This is a genomic window from Rhizobium sp. UGM030330-04 (genome assembly GCF_003208455.1).
GTDB lineage: Bacteria > Pseudomonadota > Alphaproteobacteria > Rhizobiales > Rhizobiaceae > Agrobacterium > Agrobacterium rhizogenes_A.
Genome location: NZ_QKML01000004.1, coordinates 135292 through 158762, shown reverse-complemented (window position 1 = coordinate 158762; position 23471 = coordinate 135292). Strand labels below are relative to the sequence as shown.

Sequence of the window (23471 nt, the reverse complement as noted above, 5' to 3'; positions counted from 1 at the left end):
CAGAGGGGGGTAAGCCCCACGCGCCCCGGCCTGCCGTAAATGCTCCCCAAAAGTTCACATCTAGGAACGCGCCAGTTCCGCCAGCTGCGTCATGATCATCGCCGCACCCGTCAGCCGTTTTTCCGGCGTCGGCAGATCGCGGGTCAAAAACAGGCTGTGGTCGGGCCGGATCTTCGCCATCGTGCCCTGCTTGCCGATATAGGCGACAAGCGCTGCCGGATTGGGGAATTCCTTGTTGCGGAACTGCACGACCACGCCTTTCGGCCCGGCATCCACCTTCTCGGCATTGGCGATGCGGCAGAGCGACTTGATGTAGACGATCTTGAGGAGATGCTGCACCTCTTTCGGCAGCGGGCCGAAACGGTCGATCATTTCCGCGCCGAAACCGTCGATCTCGCTGATATCGGCAAGCTCGCCGAGGCGGCGGTAGAGACCCATGCGCAGATGCAGATCGGGAACGTAATCTTCCGGGATCATAACAGACGTGCCGACAGAGATTTGCGGCGACCAGCCGCTGTCCTGCACCTGCTCGTCGCCCTTCACTTCGGCAACCGCCTCTTCGAGCATCTGCTGGTAAAGCTCGAAACCGACTTCCTTGATATGGCCGGACTGCTCCTCACCAAGCAGATTACCCGCACCGCGAATATCAAGATCGTGGCTTGCAAGCTGGAAACCGGCGCCGAGTGTGTCGAGCGATTGCAGCACCTTCAGCCGCCGCTCCGCCATTGTCGTCAGCACCTTGTTGACCGGCAGGGTGAAGAGCGCGAAGGCGCGCACCTTGGAACGGCCGACACGACCGCGCAGCTGATAAAGCTGGGCCAGGCCGAACATATCGGCGCGGTGCACGATCAGCGTATTGGCGGTCGGAACGTCGAGGCCGGATTCGACGATGGTGGTCGACAGCAGCACGTCATATTTGCCGTCGTAGAAGGCATTCATGATGTCTTCGAGTTCGCCCGCCGGCATCTGGCCATGCGCCACCGCCACCTTCAGTTCCGGCACGTCCGATTGCAGGAAAGCGTGGATATCGGCGAGATCGGCAAGACGCGGGCAGACATAGAAGCTCTGGCCACCGCGATAATGTTCGCGCATCAGCGTTTCGCGGATCACCAGCGGATCAAACGGCGAAATGAAGGTGCGAACCGCCATGCGGTCCACCGGCGGCGTGGTGATGAGCGACAGTTCGCGAACACCGGTCATGGCCAGCTGCAAGGTACGCGGAATGGGCGTCGCAGAAAGCGTCAGCACATGCACGTCGCTCTTCAGCTCCTTCAGCCGCTCCTTGTGCTTCACGCCGAAATGCTGCTCTTCATCGATGATCAGCAGGCCGAGATTGGCGAAGCTGATGCCCGCGCCGAGCAGCGCATGGGTGCCGACGACGATATCCGTCTTGCCGTCAGCCACTTCCTTTTTCGTCAGCGCCAGTTCCTTGGAGCCGACAAGGCGCGAAGCCTGCTGCACCCGGATCGGCAACCCACGGAAACGTTCCGAGAAGGTGCGGAAATGCTGGCGGGAAAGCAGCGTGGTTGGCACCACCACCGCCACCTGCACGCCATTCATGGCAGCGAGGAACGCGGCGCGAAGCGCCACTTCCGTCTTGCCGAAACCGACATCGCCGCAGATCAGGCGATCCATCGGCCGGCCGGCACCGAGATCTTCGCGGATGGACTCAATCGCGTTCAGCTGGTCTTCCGTCTCATCATAGGGGAAACGGGCGGCGAATTCGTCGTAAAGCCCGTCGGGGGCCGTCAGCACCGGCGCATGGCGCACCAGGCGCGCGGCCGCGATGCGGATAAGCTCGTCGGCCATGTCCAGCAGGCGTTTCTTGAGCTTGGCCTTGCGCATCTGCCATGCGCCGCCGCCCAGCTTGTCCAGCTGCGCTTCCGCCGCATCCGAACCGTAACGGGACAGAAGATCGATGTTTTCAACCGGCAGGAACAGCTTGGCATCGTCGGCATAATGCAGTTCCAGACACGCACGCGGCGCACCCGCCGCCTCGATTGTCCGCAGGCCGACGAAGCGGCCGATGCCATGTTCGGCATGGACGACCAGCGAGCCCTCATCCAGCCCCGCCACTTCCGAGATGAAATCCGCGCCGCGCTTGCGACGCTTGGAGCGGCGCACCATGCGGTCGCCGAGAATATCCTGCTCGCCGATAACGGCCAGCGCCCCGGTTTCGAAACCCGCCTCAAGGCTCAGAACCGCCGAGGCCGCCTCACCCTTGCCGAGCTTCTCCACCTCTTTCAGCGAAGTAACCGGCTTGATCTTCTCAAGCCCGTGCTCGTTGAGCACCTGCAACAGCCGGTCGAGCGAACCTTCCGACCAGCCTGTTATCAGCACCTTCCAGCCCTTGGCGCGGCGTTCGGCAATGTGCTTCACCGCCAGATCGAAAACATTGACCCGCTCTTCGCTCTCGCCCTCGGTTGGCGGACGCGCCCAGCGCGGCCCGACATGGGCGTCAAGCGTAGCGACCGGGCGGCCTTCGCTGTCCTGCTCGTTGAAAGGCGTCAGACGCACCGCATTGACGGCAGCGAGCGCAGCATCGAAGCTCTTGCCGTCGAGATAGAGCTGGCCGGGCGAAACCGGCTTGTAGGGCGCACCCTGCGTCGAGCCCTTGGTTTCGCCGGAACTGCGGCGCGCATCGTAATAATCGAGCACGAGCTTGGAGCGTTCTTTCGCCGCCTCCCGCGCCGTATGGTCGGTGACGATGCGGAAATCCTTCAGATAATCGAAGGCGGTCTCCAGCTGCTCGTAAAACAGCGGCAGCCAGTGCTCCATGCCGGCATAACGGCGGCCTTCGGAGACGGCCTGATAAAGCGCGTCGTCGCGGGTCGCCGCGCCGAACAGCGACAGGTAATTCTTGCGGAAACGGCTGATCGTATCCGGCGTCAGTGTCACTTCGCTCATCGGGTTCAAATCGAGCGAGCGCGCCTGTCCGATGGTGCGCTGGCTGGCCGGATCGAAGGTGCGGATGCTTTCCAGCGTATCGCCGAAGAAATCGAGCCGCACCGGCTCTTCCGTGCCCGGCACGAAGACATCGAGAATACCGCCGCGCACGGCGAATTCACCCACTTCGCGCACCGTCGCCACCCGGTCGAAACCGTTGCGCTCCAGCCGCGCGGCAATCTCCTCCATGCGGATCTGGTTGCCGGGTTTGGCAGAAAAGCCGAGGCTCTCGATAATGTCGCGCGGCGCCATCTTCTGCAGCATAGCGTTGACGGTGACCAGCACGATGGCCGGATGCGGTTTCTTCGCATGGGCGATGAGACCGGAGAGCGCCGCCAGCCGGCGCGCCGAAGTGTCGGCGCTCGGTGACACGCGGTCATAGGGAAGGCAGTCCCAGGCGGGCAGCGTCATCACCGGAATGTCAGGCGCGACGAAACCGAGGATCTGTTCGAGATCGGCGACCCGCTGGCCATCCGACATCACGTAAGCGACCGACGTGCCCGCCCGCGCCATATCGGCAAGCAAAAGGGCTTCCATGCCGGAAGGCACGTTTCCGATGGTCAGCGGCGTATCGGCCGACGACACCAGCTTTGCATCGAATCCGGCTATCATATTCTCAGGCTTTCAGGGTGTCAGTGGTGACGAGATCGAAATCGGGACGGTAGGAGGCGATCTTTTCAAACAGCGGGGTCTGGAATTTTTCCGGTATGGCAAGCGCGCCGGTCACCATCTTGACGAGGTCGTTATCCTCTTCCGCCATGATGATCTCAAGCTCATCCAGCTGATCGTCGGAAAGCCCGGCAATATTGTCTTCCGCGAATTGCCCGAGCACCAGATCCATCTCGCGAATGCCCCGATGCCAGCAGCGGTAAAGAATCCGCCGGCGTCTCGGATCGAGGTCGGCACTCGTGCGCACCAGTCCAGTCATCGCATTCACCTTTCGGTTGGCTATTCAACAGGATGTTGACTGCGACCTCCTATAGAACAGGAGGCGAACGCTTGGGAACCGGTTTTTATCGAAATAATGCCGCAGTAGTGAAAATCTGCCGGTGATAACCCGCCTTTGTGGCCAGTGAAGTCTTGCATAAGCCGCCCCCTTCCCCGATTTTGCTGACCCATGCGCCCGGCCATTCTCGATCCGCTGTTTGCCTCCGTCTCCACCCTTGCCGGTGTGGGGCCGAAGCTCGCCGATCTTCTGGCCAAGCTGCTGAGCCGGGAAAGCGCCGACGACACCCGCGTCATCGATCTCCTGTTCCACGCGCCATCCAACGTCATCGACCGCCGCAACCGCCCCGGCATCGCACTTGCCGCACCCGGAGCCATTGTCACCGTTCAGGGACGCGTCGACCGCCACCAGCCGCCGCCACCGGGAAACCGCAACGCGCCCTATCGCGTCTTCCTGCATGACGAGACCGGCGAACTGGCGCTGACCTTCTTCCGCGCCAAGGGCGACTGGCTGTCCAAGGCCCTGCCTGTGGATGAGGAGGTTCTCGTCAGCGGCAAGGTGGACTGGTTCAACGGCCGCGCCTCCATGGTACATCCGGATTTCATGGTGAAGTTATCAGAGGCGGAAAACCTGCCTTTGGTGGAAGCCGTTTATCCCATGACCGCCGGGCTGTCTGCCAAGGTGCTGCGCAAGGCAATCGAAGGCGGGCTTTCAAAGCTGCCGGTCTTTCCCGAATGGATCGACGAGACACTGAAGACGAGGCAGGGCTTCGGCGATGTCGCCTCAAGCTTCCGCGAATTGCACGACCCGCGCGACAGCGCCGATATCGAGCCGCAAGCCCCGGCGCGCAGGAGGCTGGCTTATGACGAATTCCTTGCCGGGCAGCTGTCACTAGCGCTGGTGCGCCAGCGGCTGCGCAAGGTGGCGGGCCAGCCGATCCGCGCCAAAGGCGATATCGCCGCCAAGATCCTGTCGCAGCTGCCCTTCTCGCTGACGGCAAGCCAGAGTGCTGCGGTGAAGGATATCCTCACCGACATGGCAGGCGAAGACCGCATGTTGCGGCTGCTGCAGGGCGATGTCGGCGCGGGCAAGACGTTGGTGGCGCTGATGGCCATGGCAACGGCGGTGGAGACCGGCGGACAGGCGGTGCTGATGGCCCCGACCGAAATCCTCGCCCGCCAGCACTACGCCACCATCTCCAAACTCGCTCAGGCAGCGGGCATCACCGTCGAGGTCCTGACCGGCCGAACCAAGGGCAAGGAGCGCCGCGAGATCGAGGAGCGCGTCGCATCAGGCGAAGCGCAGATCGTCATCGGCACCCATGCGCTGTTTCAGGACAGCGTGAGTTACAAAAACCTCGTGCTTGCGGTGGTGGACGAACAGCACCGTTTCGGCGTGCACCAGCGCCTGCGCCTCACCGCCAAGGGCATCACGCCGCATATGCTGGTCATGACCGCCACACCCATTCCGCGCACGCTGGTTCTGGCCGCTTTCGGTGACATGGATGTCTCCAAGCTCACCGAAAAGCCCGCCGGCCGCAAACCCATCCAGACAGTCACGATCCCCACCGAACGGATCGGCGACATTGTCGAGCGACTGCGCGCAGCGCTCAAAGATGGCAAGAAGGCCTACTGGATCTGCCCGCTGGTGGAGGAGACGGAAGAGTCCGACCTGATGTCGGCGGAGGAACGCCACGCGGTTCTCTCCCAGATGCTCGGCGCGAATATCGGCCTCATCCATGGCCGCATGAGCGGCCCGGAGAAGGACGCCGCCATGCTGGCCTTCAAGAACGGCGAAACCCGGCTGCTGGTGGCGACAACAGTGGTGGAAGTGGGCGTCGATGTGCCGGATGCGACGATCATGGTCATCGAACATGCCGAACGTTTCGGCCTCGCCCAGCTTCATCAGTTGCGCGGCCGTGTGGGGCGTGGCGACGAGGCCTCCACCTGCATCCTGCTCTATAAAGGCCCACTCAGCGAAAACGGCCGTGCCCGGCTCTCCATCCTGCGTGACAGCGAGGACGGTTTCCTGATCGCCGAGGAGGACTTGAAGCTGCGCGGCGAAGGCGAGCTGCTCGGCACCCGGCAATCGGGCACGCCGGGCTTCCGCATCGCCAGCCTCGAGGCCCATGCCGACCTTCTGGAAATCGCCCGCAAGGACGCGGCCTACGTCATCGAGCGCGACCCCGAACTGACAGGCCCACGCGGCAATGCGCTACGCACCCTGCTCTACCTGCACCGCCGCGACGAAGCGATCCGCTTCCTGCACGCCGGCTGAAAGTGAACGCCCATGAACATGATCGACCCGCGCCGCCCACCACCCGCCTTCCGCAAGGGCTACGCGCTCTGTTCGCCGCAGAATATCCTGCAACCGGAGACGTTCGCGAAGAGCGAAAAAAAGGCGATCGGCAAGGCGTTCAAGAAGCCCGGCCGCAAGAAGGCCTGGAGCCAAGCGCTGGAAGAAGGCTGGAGCGTGCGGCTGGTCTATATGCGGCTTTTCGTTCCCGTATTCCACGCCACGACCACCGGCACGGAAGTGGATGATCTGGATGACGAGGATTGATATGGTCCATTGAATGGACTAATCTAATGCTAACTTTAACGCCCGAGGTTAGCCGTGCAGATATCCGTGACGGATGCAAAAAGTCAGCTTACCGAACTGGTGCGCCGCGCCGAAGCCGGTGATGAGGTCATTCTCACCCGTCATGGCCACGCAGCCGTACGGCTGGTTCCGGTCACCGCCGTGGCGGATAAAACATCCCGCAGGGCCGCGCTTGCAAAAGTGCGCGCGACTGTCGCCAACAAAGCCGATGATGGCCCGGATGCCGCGCATAGTCAGGATTTTCTCTATGACGAGCACGGCCTTCCGAAATGATCGTTATCGATACGTCGGCTCTGATGGCGATCCTGCTTGATGAACCCAAAGCGGATGCCTGCGCTGCAGCGCTCGAAACGGATGAGCCTCTGCTCATTTCCGCCGGTACGCTTGCGGAAACCGTGATCGTGGCGCAGCGGCGCGACCGCAGCCGGGAATTAGAGATGCTGATCGAAGGTCTGAGCGCCGAAATCAGACCCGTCACCCCCAAATCGGCGCATGGCGTTTCCGAAGCTTACCGCATCTGGGGCAAGGGCATTCATCCCGCTGGACTGAATTTCGGCGACTGTTTTGCCTACGAGCTGGCGAAAACCGAGGGTTGCCCCTTGCTTTATGTCGGCAACGACTTTTCGCAGACGGACATCCTCGGCGTTATCTAGCTCAAACCGGCGCGATCATCTTCGGCGGCGTGAAATCCGGTGCCACCAGACCACCGGATATCAGCAGTTTCGCCGCATCTTCCGGCGTCATGTCCAGCATCACGATCTTGTCTTTCGGCACGAACAGCAGGAAACCGGCCGTCGGCACCGGTGTCGGCGGCAGGAAGACGGCGACCATCTGCTGGCCCATCTCGTTGAACCGGTGGGCAAGCTCGCCCTTGGCGTCGGAGGCGACGAACACCATCGCCCAGGTACCAGATGACGGAAACTCGATCAGGCCGACCTTCTTGAAGGAGTTCGAATGCTCCTTGAGGACGGATTCGAACAGCTGCTTGATACTCTTGTAGATCGGCCGCACCAGCGGCATGCGGTTGAGGATGGATTCACCGAAACCGACGATCCACTTGCCGATCAGGTTGTTGCCGAGAAAACCGATGAGCGTGATGCCGATGACGGCGATCAGCAGGCCGAAACCGGGGATCGCCACATCGAAATATTGTTCGGGATCGTAACGGGCGGGGATATAGGGTTTCACCCAGCTATCCGCCCATTGCAGGAAACTCCACACCAGCCACATGGTGATGGTGACGGGCGCAAGGATCAGGACACCCGTGAGGAAGCTGTTGCGCAGACGGGCTGCGAAGGAGATTTTTACTGGAATATCGGTCATTTACCGTTCGGAATTAAGCGTTGTCGCTATCGAAGCCCGGATGAAAACCGACAATGCCGGATGGAGTTCCACCATGCAAGCGCAAGGCCAACAAATATTTGTCAGGAATGCCTTTACCGTGCAGGCCATCGAAACGCTCGAATCCGAACCGACCATAATAGGCAGGACTGCCGGCCAGAACGCAGCCGGCAGCCCCGAGCCGTTCCAGCATTGCAAGTCCCTCATGCACCAGCTGCGACCCGATGCCCTGACTTTGCCTTTCGGGAGAAACCGAAATCGGCCCGAGCGCGAACCAGCGGCCTTCCGCGCCGGAAATCGTGGCCGGCGAAAAGGCGACATGGCCAACGATGTCCCCGGCCTCCTCCGCCACCAGAGAAATGGTGAGCGCACCTGCCTTGCGCAGCCTGTCGACGATCAGATGTTCCGTCTGGTCGCTGAAGGGCATGTCCCGGAACGCCGCTTCCGTCAGCGCTCCGATCGCTTCTTCATCGCCCTGCCGCTCCGGTCGGACGATCATTCCACCGTCACCGATTTCGCCAGATTGCGCGGCTGGTCCACATCCGTGCCCATGAAGACGGCGGTGTGATAGGCGAGCAGCTGGATCGGCAACGAGAAGACGACGGGCGCGATCAGCTCGTCGACATTGGGCAGCGTGATCGTCGCCATCGTGTCGAGCGTGGAGGCGGCAGCCCCCTTCTCGTCGGTGATGAAGATGATCCTGCCGCCACGCGCGGCGACTTCCTGCATGTTCGACACGGTCTTTTCGAAGAAGCGGTCATGCGGCGCAATGACGATAACAGGCATGTTCTCGTCGATCAGCGCGATCGGGCCATGCTTCAACTCGCCGGCGGCATAACCTTCGGCGTGGATATAGGAAATTTCCTTGAGCTTCAAAGCACCTTCCAGCGCCAGCGGGAAGCTGGTGCCCCGGCCGAGATAAAGCACATCCTTGAAGCGCGACAGATCGCGCGAAAGCGCCTCGATCTGCGGCTGGATGACGTTCAGCACCTTGCTCATGATACGCGGCATCTCGATCAGATGCTGCACGAGTTCCTTTTCCTGACCGGGCTTCAGCGTGCCGCGCGCCTTGCCGGCGGCAATGGCGAGCGAAGCGAGCACCGCCAGCTGGCAGGTGAAGGCCTTGGTGGAGGCGACACCGATTTCCGGGCCGGCGAGGATCGGGAAAATGGCGTCCGATTCACGCGCGATGGTCGATTCCCGCACATTGACGATGGCGCCGATCTTCAGCCCTTCGTCCTTGCAATAACGCAGCGATGCCAGCGTATCGGCAGTCTCGCCCGATTGTGAAATGAAGAGCGCCGCCTGCGACGGTTGAAGCGGCATTTCGCGGTAGCGGAATTCCGACGCGACATCGATTTCCACCGGCAGGCGCGCATAACGCTCGAACCAGTATTTGCCGATCAGGCCGGACAGATAGGCCGTGCCGCAGGCGGAAATGGCAAGGCCGGAGAGCTTCGAGAAATCGATGGCCCCGTCAGCATCCTTCACTGTCCTGGAGGCGAAATCCACGTAGTGGCTGAGCGCATGGGAAATGACTTCCGGCTGCTCGTAGATTTCCTTTTCCATGAAGTGGCGGTGGTTGCCCTTGTCGACCACATAGGCCGTCGCCTGCGAAATCTGCCGCTCGCGCTTCACCGGCTTGCCGGAGAAATCGATGATTTCCGCACCCTGCCGGGTCACGATGGCGCAGTCGCCATCCACCAGATAGGTGATCTCGTTGGTGAAGGGCGACAGCGCAATCGCGTCCGAACCGAGGAACATCTCACCACGGCCATAACCGACGGCAAGCGGCGGGCCGGAGCGCGCTGAAAGCAGCGTGCCGGGATCATCCTGGAACATGACGACCAGCGCATAGGCGCCGGTAACGCGGTTCAGCATCTTCAGCATCGCTTCGCGATGGCCAAGGCCCTCGCGGGTATATTTCGCCAGAAGCTGCGCCACCACTTCGGTGTCGGTCTGGGTGGTGAAGGTCGCACCCTCGGCGGTCAGTTCTTCGCGCAGTTCGGCAAAGTTCTCGATAATGCCGTTGTGGACGACGGCAACACCCTCAACGAAATGCGGGTGGGCATTGGTCTCGTTCGGCACGCCATGTGTGGCCCAGCGCGTATGCGCAATGCCGACGACGCCCGGCAGCGGCTTTTCCGAAACCAGCTTCTCCAGATTGAACAGCTTGCCTTCAGCCCGACGGCGATCCATCGCGCCATTGTCGATGGTGGCGACACCAGCCGAATCGTAACCGCGATATTCGAGACGCTTCAGCGCATCGACAAGCCGTTCAGCAACGGGCTGATTTCCGACAATTCCGACAATTCCGCACATATATTTCTCCAGACGGCGATCTTTTCACCGAAACTATCAGAGTATTTCCGCCTTTCCCTGAAATGCGAAAATACTCCACCTTTTTGTTCTCAAGCACTTCCTGATGTAAAACCGCTGCACAGCTTTACCGGAAATGCTTTATCCGTTTCCCGGAAATCGGCAATTGTGCCGCCGGTCACTTTCAGTATCGTTTGGTAACGTCTCTCAGGACGATTTTTTCTTGGCTTCCTTCAGCGCCTTCGCCCGCTCACGCACCACGGTCGCCCGGCCCGGTTTCACCTCCTGGCGCGCGCGCCCGAAAGCCAGCGCATCATCGGGCACGTCATCGGTAATCACGCTGCCGGAAGCGATATAGGCGCTTTCGCCAATCGTCACGGGCGCAACCAGCGACGAATTCGAGCCAATGAAGCTGTTCGCACCAATCCGCGTTTCAGCCTTGTTGTAACCGTCGTAATTGCAGGTGATGGTGCCAGCACCGATATTGCTGCCGGCACCGATGAAGGCATCACCGATATAGGTCAGATGGTTGACCTTGGCGCCCTCGCCGATCTCGGCCTTCTTGACCTCACAGAAATTGCCGACCTTGGCATTGGCATGCAGGTTCGCGCCCGGGCGCAGCCGCGCATAGGGGCCGACCGTGGCACCTCCGGCGACATGCGCCCCTTCCAGATGCGAAAAGGCATGGATGACGGCGCCGGACTCGATCGTCACACCGGGACCAAAAACGACATTGGGTTCGATCAGGGCGTCCTGCCCGATCTTTGTATCGTAGGAGAGGAACACCGTCTCGGGCGCGATCATCGATACGCCATCGACCATCAGTTCGTAACGGCGGCGCTCCTGCCACAACTTCTCGATAAAAGCCAGTTCGGCACGGTTGTTGCAGCCGACCAGCTCGGTTTCCGGCGCATCGATGGCAACGGCGCGACGGCCGAGCGAACGGGCGATCTCGACGATGTCGGTCAGATAATATTCGCCCTTTACATTGGCATTGCCGATCCGATCGAGCAGGTCCAGCGCGCTGCGACCGTTGATCGCCATCAGACCGCTGTTGCACCAGGTCACCTTGCGCTCTTCGTCGGTGGCGTCCTTTTCCTCGCGGATCGCCACCAGCTCACCATTCTCGACCAGCAACCGGCCATAACCGGTGGGGCGCTCGGTATGGAAACCGATCACGGCGACATCGGCACCGGCGGCAATGGCTTCCCGCGCCCGGTCAAGCGTGGCGGAGGTGATGAGCGGCACATCGCCATAAGCGACGATGAGATCGTCAAAGCCGCGTTCGATGGCTGCGCGGGCGGCGAGAACGGCATGGCCGGTGCCCTTGCGTTCCTTCTGCAGAAAAGCCTCGACCTGAAGGCCCGGCAGGCTTGCGGCCGCAGCGACATTGTCGGCATCGCGCCCGACGACGAGTGCAACCGAGCCGACTCCCGATCCAGCCACCGCCTCCACCACATGCGCAATCATCGGACGCCCGGCAACCGCGTGCAGCACCTTGGACTTTGATGACTTCATGCGCGTGCTGTCGCCCGCAGCGAGAATAACGGCTAGAGAGCTGCGCTCCATAAGACCTCCAATACCCCGTTACCGGCCGCAGGGCAGCCGGGACAGCGGCATATGTTTGACTTTACGCCAGCCGGTTGAACAGACAGGCGCTTCGGTAATTGCGTTCCGGCATTGCTATAATGGCGGCTCGCTTAAGAAACCATGCAAATCCGAACCAAAATTTCCGCACCGATTTTCATCAAACGTGATCGGCGGCCGGATGGCGTGATCTATCCGCGGGGATTGCGGGCGGTGAATTGCAATATCTGCTGACGGCCATTTTCAATCAGCCGCTCCATTTCACGCCGGGCCGCAGCCTCGTCGCGCAGGCGAAACGCTTCGACAAGCCTCAGATGGGAGGCGGAAACATCGGAAATCTCGGCGGGATCGGCTTCCGGATTGCTCATCCGGAAAATGCCCGCCAGCGCCGCCTTGATCAGCGAACCGACGGTGCGCATGAACGGATTGCCGGACATTTCGGTGATGAGAACGTGGAAATTCATATCCGCGAGCGCCCGCTTTTCCTTGGAATAGGCCGTATTGCCCATCTCGTTGGCGTAGGCGGCAAGCCTTGCAATATCGGCATCCTTTGCCCTGATGGCGGCAAGCCCCGCGCCATAGGGCTCAAAAGCCTGACGGATATCATAGAGATGCAGCAGGAATTCGTCGCTGACACCCGCCTCGAAGTGCCACAGCAGCACCTCGCTGTCGAACATGTTCCAGCTTTCGCGCTCCGTCACCCTTGTGCCGATGCGCGCCTTGGGGGAAATCATGCCCTTGGCGGTCAGCGTCTTCATCGCCTCGCGCAGCACCGTGCGCGATACTTTCAGCCGCTCCATCAGCTCGGCATCACCAGGCAATATCTCACCCGTCTTGAAAGTGCCGGAGACGATATCGAGACCGAGCTTGTGAACGACCTGTGCATGATTTGTCCGCAGCTTTCGAAAACCGATCGCCGCATCGAGCATTCCGCGCTGCAAGTGCCATGTCCTTCCGTTCGGTTGGCGACCTTGAAAAAAATCGCGCCAGACGTGTGTATCTCAAGTCAGATTATAGTGAAAAACATCAAGTCGCGTGAAAAGCAAAGGCAAACTGCATCCACACGGTAAAACGCATGAAAATAAGCAAGGCCGCACATGACACATGTGCGGCCTTGCTTCAGTAGCGATGGATAATCCGCATTATTGCGGCAGCTTGTCGTCCACGCCGGCAACGTAGAAGTTGAGGCCGAGCAGAACCTTGTCCTCAGCCTTTTCGCCAGCCTTCAGCCATTCCGAGCCATCCTGCTTCTTCACCGGGCCGGTGAAGGGATGCAGCTCGCCCGACTTGATCTTGGCTTCGGTGTCCTCGGCCATCCTCTTCACGTCGTCAGGCATGTTGGTGTAGGGCGCCATGGTCAGGATACCGTCCTTGAGGCCGTCCCAGACGGATTCGGACTTCCAGGTGCCATCGAGAAGAGCCTGCGTGCGCTTGATGTAATAGGCGCCCCAGGTGTCCTTGATGGCGGTGAGCTGCGTCTGCGGGCCGGCGGCGATCATGTCGGAAGCCTGACCGAAAGCCTTGATGCCACGCTCAGCTGCAACCTGCATCGGTGCCGTCGTGTCGGTGTGCTGCGTCAGGATATCGACGCCCTGGTCGATCAGCGCCTTGGCGGCATCGGCCTCCTTGCCGGGGTCGAACCAGGTATTGGCCCAGACGACCTTGAGCTTGAAGTCCGGGTTGACCGACTGTGCGCCGAGCACGAAGGCGTCGATGCCCATCACCACTTCAGGGATCGGGAAGGAGGCGATGTAACCGGCGAGACCCTTCTTGGACATCTTCGCGGCGATCTGGCCCTGAATGTAACGGCCTTCATAGAAGCGCGAATTGTAGGTCGCGACGTTTTCGGCGGTCTTGAAGCCCGTGGCGTGCTCGAACTTCACCTTGGGGAACTTCTGGGCAACCTTGATGGTGGCGTCCATGAAGCCAAAGGAGGTGGTGAACACCAGCTCACAGCCCGAGCGGGCCATGCGCTCGATGGCGCGTTCGGCATCCGGGCCTTCCGGAACGCTTTCGAGGAACGGCGTTTCGATCTTGTCGCCGAAGTGCTTCTGCAGCTCTTCGCGACCGATTTCATGCGCCTGTGTCCAGCCGCCATCGGTGCGGCTGCCGACATAGATGAAGCAGACCTTCTTGGCGTCGGCGGCTTCCGCCGAGGAAACGACGCCGCCGAGCGCCGCGACGGAGGCGGCAAGTGCGATGACCAGTTTTTTCATTTTTACCCCTGTTGGTTTGGAGACTTGAGGATTCTTCTTCACCTGTCCGGCACGAAGGATTTGCCCAAAGATGCCGGTGTGTTGATCAAGGTCGTGCGGCGATTATGCGAGATGATGACCAGCACGACAATAGTTGCGAGATAAGGCATCGCCGAAAGCAGCTGCGACGGCACGCCGATACCGAAGGCCTGCGCATGCAACTGGCCGATGGTGACGGCCCCGAACAGATAACCGCCCGCCAGCAGGCGCCACGGACGCCATGAGGCGAAGACAACGAGCGCCAGCGCAATCCAGCCGCGCCCGGCCGACATGTTTTCCACCCATTGCGGCGTATAGACCAGCGACAGCTGCGCGCCCGCAAGGCCGGCGCAGGCGCCGCCGAACATGACCGCCAGATACCGCGTGCGGATGACATTGATGCCAAGCGCATGGGCCGAAGCATGATTGTCGCCGATGGCCCGGATTTTCAGGCCCGTGCGGCTTTTGAACAGGAACCAGCTGATGCCGAAGACCAGCGCGATGGACATATAGAAGATCAGATCCTGCCGGAACAGCAATGGCCCGATGAAGGGGATTTCCGACAGCACGGGGAAGACGATCGGCTGCAGCTTGATGCCCGGCAGGCCGACGAAACTTTCCCCCAGCATACCCGAGACGCCAAGCCCGAGAATGGTAAGCGCAAGACCCGTCGCCACCTGGTTGGTGACAAGCGTCAGCGTCAGGAAGCCGAAGAGCAGCGAAAACACCGCGCCCGAAGCAATGCCGGCCAGAATGCCGAGATAGGGCGAACCCGTCATATGCGTCGCGGCGAAGGCGCAGACCGCGCCCATGATCATCATGCCCTCAACGCCGAGATTGAGCACGCCTGAACGTTCCGCCACAAGCTCGCCCGAAGCGGCAATGACAAGTGGCGTGGCAGCGGTGATGACGGTGAGAAGAATGGCCTGAAGCATATCCATCATGCCGCTCCTTCTTTACGATGTGTCTTGCCGGCAAAGACCACCCGGATGCGATAGAAGATCAGCGTATCGCAGGACAATACGAAGAACAGCATCAGCCCCTGAAATACCCGTGTCACCTTGTCGGAGACGCCGATCGAGAGCTGCGCCGCCTCACCTCCGAGATAAGTCAGCGCCAGCACCAGCCCGGAAAGGATGATGCCAAGCGGATTGAGGCGGCCGAGAAAGGCGACGATGATGGCGGTGAAACCATAACCCGGCGAAATGCTGGGCTGCAGATGACCGATGGAACCGGAAGCTTCCGAAATGCCCGCAAGCCCGGCCAGCGCGCCCGATAGCAGCAAAGAAAACCACACCATGCGGCTGGAGGAAAAACCGGCAAAGCGCCCTGCCCGCGCCGACTGGCCAAGTACGGTAACTTCAAAGCCCTTGAGCATGTAGCGCATCATGAACCACAGCGCGATGGCCGCGACGATGGCGAATACGAAACCCCAATGCGCCCGGCCCGAGGCCAGCATTTCCGGCAGCACGGCGCTGTCGTTGAAGGGCTTGGTCTGCGGGAAATTGTAACCGCCGGGATCGCGCCAGATGCCACGCGTCAGCCAGTCGAGGAAAAGCTGCGCGACATAGACCAGCATCAGGCTGACGAGGATTTCATTGGTGTTGAACTTCGTTTTCAACAGCGCCGGAATACCGGCATAGAGCGCACCGCCGACAGCGCCCATCACCATCATCAGCGGCAGGATGAGCGGCGAGTGCCAGTCGGGATAAAGCACCGGCAGGATGGAACCGGTAATCGCGCCGATGGTGAATTGCCCTTCCGCGCCGATATTCCAGTTATTGGAGCGATAACAGATCGACAGGCCGACGCCGATCAGGATCAGCGGCGCAGCCTTGATCGCCAGCTCATGCAGCGACCAGACCTCGAGCAGCGGCTCGACGAAAAACGCGTAAAGCGCATGGGCCGGATTTTTGCCGAGCATGGCGAACATGACAGCGCCGACAAGCAGCGTCAGCACCAGCGCCAGAAGCGGCGAAAGCAGGGTGAAAAGCTTCGAGACCCCTGCGCGTTTTTCAAGCTCAATGCGCATGCTGGGCGGCTCCCGAATGTGACGTGTGGATGCCGCCCATCAACAGGCCGATCTTTTCAAGCGTCATCTCCTCCACCGGATGGGCATCGGAGAGCTTGCCGTCGGAAATGACCGCGATATTGGTGGCAACCTCGAAGATTTCATCGAGATCCTGGCTGATGACGATGACGGCCGAGCCGGCCTTGGCAAGATCGACCAGCGCCTGACGGATGCGGCTTGCCGCCCCTGCATCCACACCCCAGGTCGGCTGATTGACAACAAGCACCGCCGGCTGACGGTCAAGCTCGCGCCCGACGATGAACTTCTGGAGATTGCCGCCGGAAAGCGACCCCGCCAGCGGATCGGCACCGCTTTTGCGCACATCCATGGTTTCCGAAATGCGCCGCGCCGCCGCCCTGATGGCCGAGCCGCGGATGATACGCAGGAAACCGCCGGTCAGAAACGCCTTCCGGTCGGAACGCGCCCGCGCCAGTAGCAGATTGTCGGAAAGGCTCATGCCGGGAACCGCAGCGTGACCGTGGCGCTCCTCCGGCACGAAACCGGCACCCATCAGCCGCCGGCCATTGATGCCGATGCGACCAACCGGCTTGCCGCGCAGATGGATGGCGTCATTATTATAGACGGGATATTCGCCCGAAAGTGCATCGAACAGTTCGCCCTGCCCGTTGCCGGCCACACCGGCAATCGCCAGCACTTCACCGGCACGCACATTCATTGAAATCGATTTCAAGGCCACGGCAAAAGGCGTGCGCGGCGCAACCGAAAGCGCCATGACCTCGATCTGCGGCGCGCCGAGCGCTTCGCCCGTCGCCCGCGAAACGCTTGCGACATCGCTGCCAACCATCATGCGCGCAAGCGACGCCGGCGTTTCCTTGCGCGGATCGCAGGCGCCCGTCACCTTGCCGTGACGCAGGACGGTGGCGCGATCACAGATGCGCTGCACCTCTTCCAGACGATGGCTGATATAAAGCACCGAACGCCCTTCGGCCTTCAGCTTCTCCAGCGTCTCGAACAGCTTGTCGGCCTCCTGCGGTGTCAGCACCGAGGTCGGCTCGTCGAGAATGATGAGGCGCGGGTTCTGCAACAAAGCGCGGACGATTTCGATACGCTGGCGCTCGCCGACCGAAAGATCGGCCACATGCGCATTGGGGTCGAGCGGCAGGCCGTAGGCACGCGACAGCGTTTCCGCTTCCCTGGCGATTTCCTTCAATGAAATTTTCGGATCGAGCGACAGCGCAATGTTTTCAGCAACCGTCAGCGCCTCGAACAGGGAAAAATGCTGGAAGACCATGCCGATACCGAGCCTGCGGGCCTCGCTTGGCGAGCCCACCGAAACCGGCTGGCCCTGCCAGACAATATCGCCCTCGGTCGGTGCGAGAACGCCGAACAGCATCTTGACGAGCGTGGATTTGCCAGCGCCGTTTTCCCCCAGAAGCGCATGGATTTCGCCAGGGGCAATATCGAGATCGATGCCTTTGCAGGCGGCGAAATTACCGAACAGCTTGGTCAGCTTGCGAACGGACAGGAGAGGCACGGCCTCCGGCGCCAAAGTTCCAGTCACGAGTTCCCTCTCTCACCAACCGCCCATGCCTTCTTCGAGGCGTTTCAAACGGTCGCGGTCATTGTTCCCAATCCCGCATCAAAAAGTATGCAATGACACGCGATCAGAACTTATTGATAACGGTTTTGCTGCTGCGCACAACTGAAAAAGAAGCTGCTTAAATGCAATTTGCACAAGCAATAAACGGCTTTACCTTTTTCCTATTTCGCACCGAGCGAGGGGAAAAACTGCAATATTCCACCGATGCAATAAAGATAGATGCCGCTCGCCACGAATGCGACCACCGCCCATGTCGGCGTTTCGAAATGCATCAGCAGCGAATAACCGCCAAGCGCGCACCAGATGAACACGACAGCAAGATTGAGCGGCCGCAATCGCTTCACCCGCACCGGATGCAGGAAGTTGATCGGCAGGAATGTCAGGAACACCGAGATGGTGACGACGGTCATGGCCGTGGTCGCGCTCGCATCCATGACGAACAGGGTAAACACCACCATGTTCCACACCACCGGAAAGCCGGAGAAGAAATATTCATCCGTCTTCATCCCCATGTCGGCATAATAGATGGCGCTCGACACCACGATCATGCCGGCAGCCACGAAGGATAACGGCTCGCCGATCATGCCCTTCTGATAAAGCGCAAAGGCGGGCAGCAGCACATAGGTGACATAGTCGATGATATTGTCGAGCGTATCGCCGGACCAGTTGGGCAGCACTTCCTTCACCCGCACCTTGCGGGCGATGGGTCCATCGATACCATCCACCAGAAGCGCAAGCCCGAGCCACCAGAACATGTCGACGAAGCGGTGTTCGGAAGCGGCAACGACGCCGAGAAAAGCCAGGAACGATCCCGACGCAGTCAAAATATGAACGGAAAAGGCGCGAATTTCCGCGTAGGGAACACGCTTGTAGTTGAAGATTTTCATGGTCAGCGTCTGCGCCCCGCTTTTCATCCGCCCTGTTCATTCCGGTATGCGGCCATTCACCACGCTTTGCAACCGGCTCAATCCGCTTATCCTAAGACTAATATAGTGGCGCAACCAACGAATGTATGTGGCCGGATGTTCCGGCGTCCAAGTGGATTTACCTGCGCAAAGCCTTTATGATGCTCTGGAAATAACAACGGATCAGGACCATGAGACACTTCGATATCGCCATCACCGGTGCGGGACTTGCGGGCCAGATTGCCGCCATCGCGCTGGCGCGGGCCGGCCGCCATGTGGCGCTCGTCGCACCGTCCAGCGAAAGGAAGGACCAGCGCACCACCGCACTCATGGACCAGTCGATCCGCTTCATGGACCGTCTCGGCCTGTGGTCACGCATAGCACCGTCGGCCGCCCGTCTTTCCACCATGCAGATCATCGACGGCACCGACCGGCTGCTGCGCGCGCCGACCGTGCAGTTCCGCTCTTCCGAAATCGGGCTTGATGCTTTCGGCTGGAATATTCCCAATGAGGCGCTGCTCGGCGTTCTCGGCGAGGCGGTGGAGCAGGAACACAATATTACCCGTCTTACCGCCTCCGCTGAAACGATCGACATCGGCAACGACCGTATCTCCGTAACGCTGGCGGACGGTGAAACGCTCTCCGCCGATTTTCTGATCGGCGCGGATGGCAGGAAATCGATGGTGCGGGACACGGCCGGTATCGGCGTCAAATCCTGGTCATACCCGCAGACCGCCGTTGTCCTGAACTTTGGCCATAGCCGGCCGCACGGCAATGTCTCGACGGAATTCCACACCCCCACCGGGCCCTTCACCCAGGTTCCCCTGCCCGGCAACCGTTCCAGCCTCGTCTGGGTCGTCACGCCGGAGCAGGCCAGGGAGCTGACGGCCTTGCCGCTGGAAGCGCTGAGCCTGAAGGTCGAGGAACGCATGCAATCCATGCTCGGCGCGGTTACCGTCGAAGACAGCGTGCAGGCATGGCCGCTGTCTTCCATGACGGCGCACCGCTTCGGCAAGGGCCGCGTGGCCCTGATCGGCGAAGCCGCGCATGGTTTTCCGCCCATCGGCGCGCAGGGGCTGAACCTCAGCCTGCGCGACATCATTGCGCTCACCGAACTGCTGGGCGCCGTCTCCGACCGGCCGATCGCGGCGGACGCCGGCAGCAGCTTCGACCGCAGGCGGCGGGCGGATGTCTATAGCCGCACACTCAGCGTCGATCTCCTGAACCGCTCGCTGCTTTCCGATTTTTTACCGGTGCAGATGGCGCGTGCCGCCGGCCTGCATGTGCTCTCCGGCATCGGTACGCTCAGAAGCATGGTCATGCGCGAAGGCATCGAGCCGGGCCGCGGGCTGAAGGCCCTGCCCTCGCTGCTGTTCGGCAGCTTCAAAAAGGCTGGATGAAATAAACCACGCCGGTCAGCGTGAAGACCGACAGTACCGTCGAAATCAGGATCGTCGCCGAAGCCCGCTCCTGCCAGACATGATATTGCTGGCCGATGACGAAGACATTCGTCGCGGTCGGCAGCGCGGCGAGCAGAACGGCGGAATAGATCCACACCGGCTCGAACCGCCCGAGCGATGACAGGACGAGATAAGCGGCGAGCGGATGCAGGATAAGCTTCGCCGGCACGATATAGCTGATTTCCACCGGCACCCGTTTCATGGGCCTGAGCGCCAGCGTCACGCCCATGGCAAACAGCGCGCAGGGTGCCGCCGATTGCGCCAGATAATCCACCAGCCGCTGCACCGCCTCCGGCGGTTGCCAGGATAATGAGGCGGCCAGAAATCCGGCGATGACGGACACGATGAAGGGATGGGTGATGACCTTGCGCGCCACATCCAGCGCAAGCCTTCCAGCCGAGCGCTTGTCGCCGCCCGCAACCGCCATCATCGCCGGTGCGACGATGAAGTGCGCAGCGTTTTCAAGGCAGACGATCAGCGCCACCGGCACCGCCGCCTTTTCGCCAAGCGCCAGAAGCGCAAGCCCTGGCCCCATGTAACCGATATTGCCGTAACTTGCCGCGAAACTCTGGATCGTGGTTTCGGCGAGGCTGTTCTTGCGGATAAACCGGCCGATCAGGAACACCAGCAGAAAAATGCCATAGGTGCAGGCAAGGCTGGCGGCGACGAAATCCATGCGCGCCAACTCTTCCACCGGCGTCTTTGAGACAAGCTTGAAAAACAGGGCCGGCAGCGCGGCATAGATGATGAAGGTATTCAGCCAGCCCATCGCCTCGACCGGCTGCTTCGTTATGCGCGCCGCACCGTAGCCAATGAAGATCAGGCCGAAAAACGGCAACAGCAGTCCGACGATACCCGTCACTATGTTTCCCCCGCAAGCAACTCCAGCGGGAGGCTTAGCCGATTTTCATCAGGATCGGAAAGGTCTCCTGGAACCAGATCGCCACATTGGTGATAAAACCGGACATGAAAGCGAGACCGGTGAGCACCAGCAATACGCCAAGCAGCTTCTCCACGAGACCGAGATGGCGGCGGAAACGGACGAGGAAACGCATGAAGGAACCGGAAAACGCCGCCGCGATCCAGAACGGCACGGCAAGGCCCAGCGAATAGACCGCAAGCAGCGCCGCACCGTCACCAACCGTATCCCGCGAAGCGGCAACGCCGAGGATCGCCCCCAGAACCGGGCCGATGCAGGGCGTCCAGCCGAAAGCGAAGGCGAGACCCATGACATAGGCCCCGGAAAGCGTGGCCGGCTTGCCCGCCCCCTGAAACCGCGCCTCGCGCGAAAACAGGCCGATGCGGAACACGCCGAGGAAATTCAGACCCATGAGGATAATGATGAAACCGCCGATCTTGGCGAGAATATCGAGATTCTGGCGCAAAAGCGTGCCGATCGTCGAGGCCCCGGCCCCAAGCGCCACGAAAACGGTGGCGAAACCGAGCGTGAAGAAGAAAGCCGAAAACAGCACGGCCCTGCGGATCTCCGGCCGCGGCGCGGTCTCCTCCGTCTTGAACTGCTCGACCGAGACACCCGCCATATAACAGAGATAAGGCGGCACCAGCGGCAGCACACAGGGCGACAGAAACGAAAGAGCGCCGGCCAGAAGCGCGCTGAACAGGGAAATATCGGCAATCGACAAGAGGAACTCCGCATCCCGCAAAGCGACCACGATTTTGAAGATTCGCCGGCACTTCACGCTTCATTTTCATGCATGTCATTGCTGCAAAAGGATTTCACCCGTCTGGCCGACATGTCTGAAGCCGGTTTTATCCCCAGCTGCCCCCTCTCTCCAATCACCTTTTCGGGGGTGCGACAAAAAAAACCGGATTGATTGTAGAAAGCGCTTTTTTTGGGTTGACCGAACGGATCGCTCTACATATGTTCCGCGCACTTCCGAAGGGCAAATCAGCCCCGACACGGGAGAGCGTAGCTCAGCCGGTAGAGCAACTGACTTTTAATCAGTAGGTCCAGGGTTCGAATCCCTGCGCTCTCACCAACAAAATCAAGCACTTACCGTTGCCTGCTGAAGCAAGCAGGAATCATCCTCCGCAGCCTGAGAGATGAAATGATTTCGCATAGCGATAACCGGGGCGGCAAATTCCGGCGGTTATCTGACCGCCACGCTCAGCGCAATTGTCAACGGCCATAAGCAGAGGCAGATCGGCAAGCTCTTGTCGTGGAATTGTCCCGTCGCGTAGCGCCTGCCCAGCAATCGTATTCAGCCCAAAGCAGCCTGCGCGCGGCATTCCTGTGCGCAACCGCCCAAAGCGCGCTAATCCACCGAGCTGTCGGCCGCCTTCGAACGGTTGCGCTCAACCTCGGCGATATTCTGCAGAACCCACGCGGTAAGCTGCGTGAGAGGTTCGGCGAGAGACTTACCAAGGGTGGTCAAGCTGTATTCCACCTGCGGGGGGATCGTGGGGTAGACCCTTCTCGAAACGAGGCCGTCATTCTCCAGGGCGCGGAGCGTTCTCGTCAGCATTTGCTGGCTGATGCCCCCGATAGCCCTGCGCAGCTCATTGAACCGTTTTGGGCCGTCGAGCAGCATCGTAATCGTCATGATGGTCCACTTGTCACCGATGCGGCTAAGCATCTGGCTGATGGGGCGGCAATCCGCGCTCGTTCCCGGTTGTTGCGGTGGGGTGGGTAAATCCATGTGACCAGGCCCTAAAATTATGCGTTCTTGTGCTTTTGCCAGTCTAACAGACATATCTAGTCACGAAAACATACCATCATAGGAGATGTCATGACTGACAGGAAAACAATTGCAATCTTCGGAGCCGGGACCGGGCTTGGCGCGTCCGTCGCAAGACGTTACGGCAAGGCTGGATTCCGCGTCGCCCTTGTCGCCCGCAATGCCCAATCACTCGGCCAAAGGATAGCCGAGCTATCGGCGCAGGATGTGGATGCCACGGCCTTCCCCGCCGACCTCAATGAGATTGATGCAATCCCGGCCCTGACCCGCGAGATTGAACAGAAGTCCGGTCCTATCCACACCGCAATCTTTGCGCCTCTCGGCAACTTCCGCATGCTTCCAGCAGTCGACCTGACAGCAGCTTCACTCAAGGAACTCGTCAACATTCTGACCCTGGCTCCGGTTGAGGTTGTTCGGGCCGTGCTGCCGGGGATGCTCGCTCAAGGCGACGGAGCGATCATCGTCGCGGATGGTCTTTCGGCCGTGACGCCAATGCCGGGGATGAGCGGCCCAGGTCCCGCATTTGCCGCCACGCGCAACTACATTCTGGGTCTTCACGAGGAGATCAAGGGGCACGGCATATTCGCCGGAATGCTCCACATTGGTGCGATGATCGACAACTCCACGGGCCTTCGTGTAGCAGCGGCCAATGGCCTGCCAGTCGATGACCCGCGCTTCGCTACCATCAATCCTGACGTGCTTGCCGAGGAAATCTGGTCGCTCGCAACCGGGCGCTCCCGTGCCGAGTCGATCCTGCCTGCCGAACATGCCGCGCATTGAGCAATATCATCATTGAAAGGG

The 23471-nt window shown here is 60.6% G+C and carries 21 protein-coding genes and 1 tRNA gene; 7 read left to right on the top strand and 15 right to left on the bottom strand.

Annotated elements, in window-relative coordinates:
- Positions 1–60: 60 nt before the first annotated feature.
- Complete coding sequence (gene mfd, locus N434_RS07795; protein ID WP_110757005.1) at positions 61–3558, bottom strand: transcription-repair coupling factor; 3498 nt, start codon at positions 3556–3558, stop codon at positions 61–63.
- 4 nt (positions 3559–3562) lie between these two features.
- Positions 3563–3874: an FAD assembly factor SdhE gene (locus N434_RS07790; protein WP_065115898.1), complete on the bottom strand. Its 312-nt coding sequence runs from the start codon at positions 3872–3874 to the stop codon at positions 3563–3565.
- Positions 3875–4063: 189 nt separating this feature from the next.
- Here N434_RS07790 and recG point away from each other — a divergent pair, with 189 nt between their 5' ends.
- The 4 genes from recG to N434_RS07770 are packed head-to-tail and all read left to right on the top strand — an operon-like array spanning position 4064 to position 7146.
- Positions 4064–6169 carry an ATP-dependent DNA helicase RecG gene (recG, locus tag N434_RS07785; RefSeq protein WP_110757003.1) on the top strand — a complete coding sequence of 702 codons (2106 nt, stop codon included), beginning with the start codon at positions 4064–4066 and terminating at the stop codon, positions 6167–6169.
- A gap of 12 nt (positions 6170–6181) precedes the next feature.
- Positions 6182–6454 carry a hypothetical protein gene (locus N434_RS07780; RefSeq protein WP_046798274.1) on the top strand — a complete coding sequence of 91 codons (273 nt, stop codon included), beginning with the start codon at positions 6182–6184 and terminating at the stop codon, positions 6452–6454.
- Between the two features lie 54 nt (positions 6455–6508).
- A complete protein-coding gene (locus N434_RS07775; RefSeq protein ID WP_020809194.1) occupies positions 6509–6766 on the top strand; it encodes a type II toxin-antitoxin system Phd/YefM family antitoxin in 258 nt (85 codons plus the stop codon).
- Positions 6763–7146, top strand: coding sequence for a type II toxin-antitoxin system VapC family toxin (locus N434_RS07770; RefSeq protein WP_110757001.1), 384 nt, complete (start codon positions 6763–6765; stop codon positions 7144–7146). Before N434_RS07775 ends, N434_RS07770 begins: the two co-directional genes overlap by 4 nt.
- A 1-nt stretch (position 7147) precedes the next feature.
- Here N434_RS07770 and N434_RS07765 read toward each other — a convergent pair whose 3' ends face one another.
- From N434_RS07765 to pcsA, 10 genes are all read right to left on the bottom strand, one after another.
- The gene (locus tag N434_RS07765) at positions 7148–7816 is read right to left on the bottom strand and encodes a DUF502 domain-containing protein (protein WP_065115901.1); all 669 of its coding nucleotides are present in this window, start codon (positions 7814–7816) and stop codon (positions 7148–7150) included.
- Between the two features lie 13 nt (positions 7817–7829).
- Positions 7830–8333, bottom strand: coding sequence for a GNAT family N-acetyltransferase (locus N434_RS07760; protein WP_110756999.1), 504 nt, complete (start codon positions 8331–8333; stop codon positions 7830–7832).
- Positions 8330–10156 carry a glutamine--fructose-6-phosphate transaminase (isomerizing) gene (glmS, locus tag N434_RS07755; RefSeq protein WP_065115903.1) on the bottom strand — a complete coding sequence of 609 codons (1827 nt, stop codon included), beginning with the start codon at positions 10154–10156 and terminating at the stop codon, positions 8330–8332. Before glmS ends, N434_RS07760 begins: the two co-directional genes overlap by 4 nt.
- A gap of 204 nt (positions 10157–10360) precedes the next feature.
- Positions 10361–11722, bottom strand: a complete 1362-nt coding sequence (gene glmU, locus N434_RS07750) for a bifunctional UDP-N-acetylglucosamine diphosphorylase/glucosamine-1-phosphate N-acetyltransferase GlmU (protein ID WP_110756997.1) — start codon at positions 11720–11722, stop codon at positions 10361–10363.
- A gap of 209 nt (positions 11723–11931) precedes the next feature.
- Positions 11932–12669 (bottom strand): FadR/GntR family transcriptional regulator, encoded by a 738-nt coding sequence (locus tag N434_RS07745; RefSeq protein ID WP_110756995.1) that lies wholly within the window; start codon positions 12667–12669, stop codon positions 11932–11934.
- Between the two features lie 213 nt (positions 12670–12882).
- Complete coding sequence (locus tag N434_RS07740; RefSeq protein ID WP_110756993.1) at positions 12883–13956, bottom strand: BMP family ABC transporter substrate-binding protein; 1074 nt, start codon at positions 13954–13956, stop codon at positions 12883–12885.
- 38 nt (positions 13957–13994) lie between these two features.
- Positions 13995–14915: an ABC transporter permease gene (locus N434_RS07735; RefSeq protein WP_065115907.1), complete on the bottom strand. Its 921-nt coding sequence runs from the start codon at positions 14913–14915 to the stop codon at positions 13995–13997.
- Positions 14915–16006 carry an ABC transporter permease gene (locus N434_RS07730; RefSeq protein WP_110756991.1) on the bottom strand — a complete coding sequence of 364 codons (1092 nt, stop codon included), beginning with the start codon at positions 16004–16006 and terminating at the stop codon, positions 14915–14917. Before N434_RS07730 ends, N434_RS07735 begins: the two co-directional genes overlap by 1 nt.
- Complete coding sequence (locus N434_RS07725) at positions 15996–17555, bottom strand: ABC transporter ATP-binding protein (protein ID WP_181423921.1); 1560 nt, start codon at positions 17553–17555, stop codon at positions 15996–15998. The genes N434_RS07730 and N434_RS07725 overlap by 11 nt, the downstream gene beginning before the upstream one ends.
- A gap of 212 nt (positions 17556–17767) precedes the next feature.
- Positions 17768–18493: a phosphatidylcholine synthase gene (pcsA, locus tag N434_RS07720; protein WP_065116232.1), complete on the bottom strand. Its 726-nt coding sequence runs from the start codon at positions 18491–18493 to the stop codon at positions 17768–17770.
- A gap of 209 nt (positions 18494–18702) precedes the next feature.
- Between pcsA and N434_RS07715 the strand changes: the two genes are divergently transcribed.
- Positions 18703–19911, top strand: a complete 1209-nt coding sequence (locus tag N434_RS07715) for a UbiH/UbiF family hydroxylase (protein ID WP_110756989.1) — start codon at positions 18703–18705, stop codon at positions 19909–19911.
- On the opposite strand, the gene N434_RS07710 is transcribed toward N434_RS07715, so the two are convergent.
- Positions 19895–20833: an AEC family transporter gene (locus N434_RS07710; protein WP_110756987.1), complete on the bottom strand. Its 939-nt coding sequence runs from the start codon at positions 20831–20833 to the stop codon at positions 19895–19897. The genes N434_RS07715 and N434_RS07710 overlap by 17 nt on opposite strands.
- A gap of 34 nt (positions 20834–20867) precedes the next feature.
- Positions 20868–21614 (bottom strand): cytochrome c biogenesis CcdA family protein, encoded by a 747-nt coding sequence (locus N434_RS07705; RefSeq protein WP_110757212.1) that lies wholly within the window; start codon positions 21612–21614, stop codon positions 20868–20870.
- A 281-nt stretch (positions 21615–21895) separates the two neighbouring features.
- Between N434_RS07705 and N434_RS07700 the strand changes: the two genes are divergently transcribed.
- Positions 21896–21971 (top strand) — tRNA-Lys (locus N434_RS07700).
- 276 nt (positions 21972–22247) lie between these two features.
- On the opposite strand, the gene N434_RS07695 is transcribed toward N434_RS07700, so the two are convergent.
- Positions 22248–22631 (bottom strand): winged helix-turn-helix transcriptional regulator, encoded by a 384-nt coding sequence (locus N434_RS07695; protein WP_110756985.1) that lies wholly within the window; start codon positions 22629–22631, stop codon positions 22248–22250.
- Between the two features lie 90 nt (positions 22632–22721).
- Between N434_RS07695 and N434_RS07690 the strand changes: the two genes are divergently transcribed.
- On the top strand, positions 22722–23450 hold the full coding sequence (locus N434_RS07690) for an SDR family NAD(P)-dependent oxidoreductase (protein ID WP_110756983.1): 729 nt from the start codon (positions 22722–22724) through the stop codon (positions 23448–23450).
- Positions 23451–23471 lie beyond the last annotated feature (21 nt).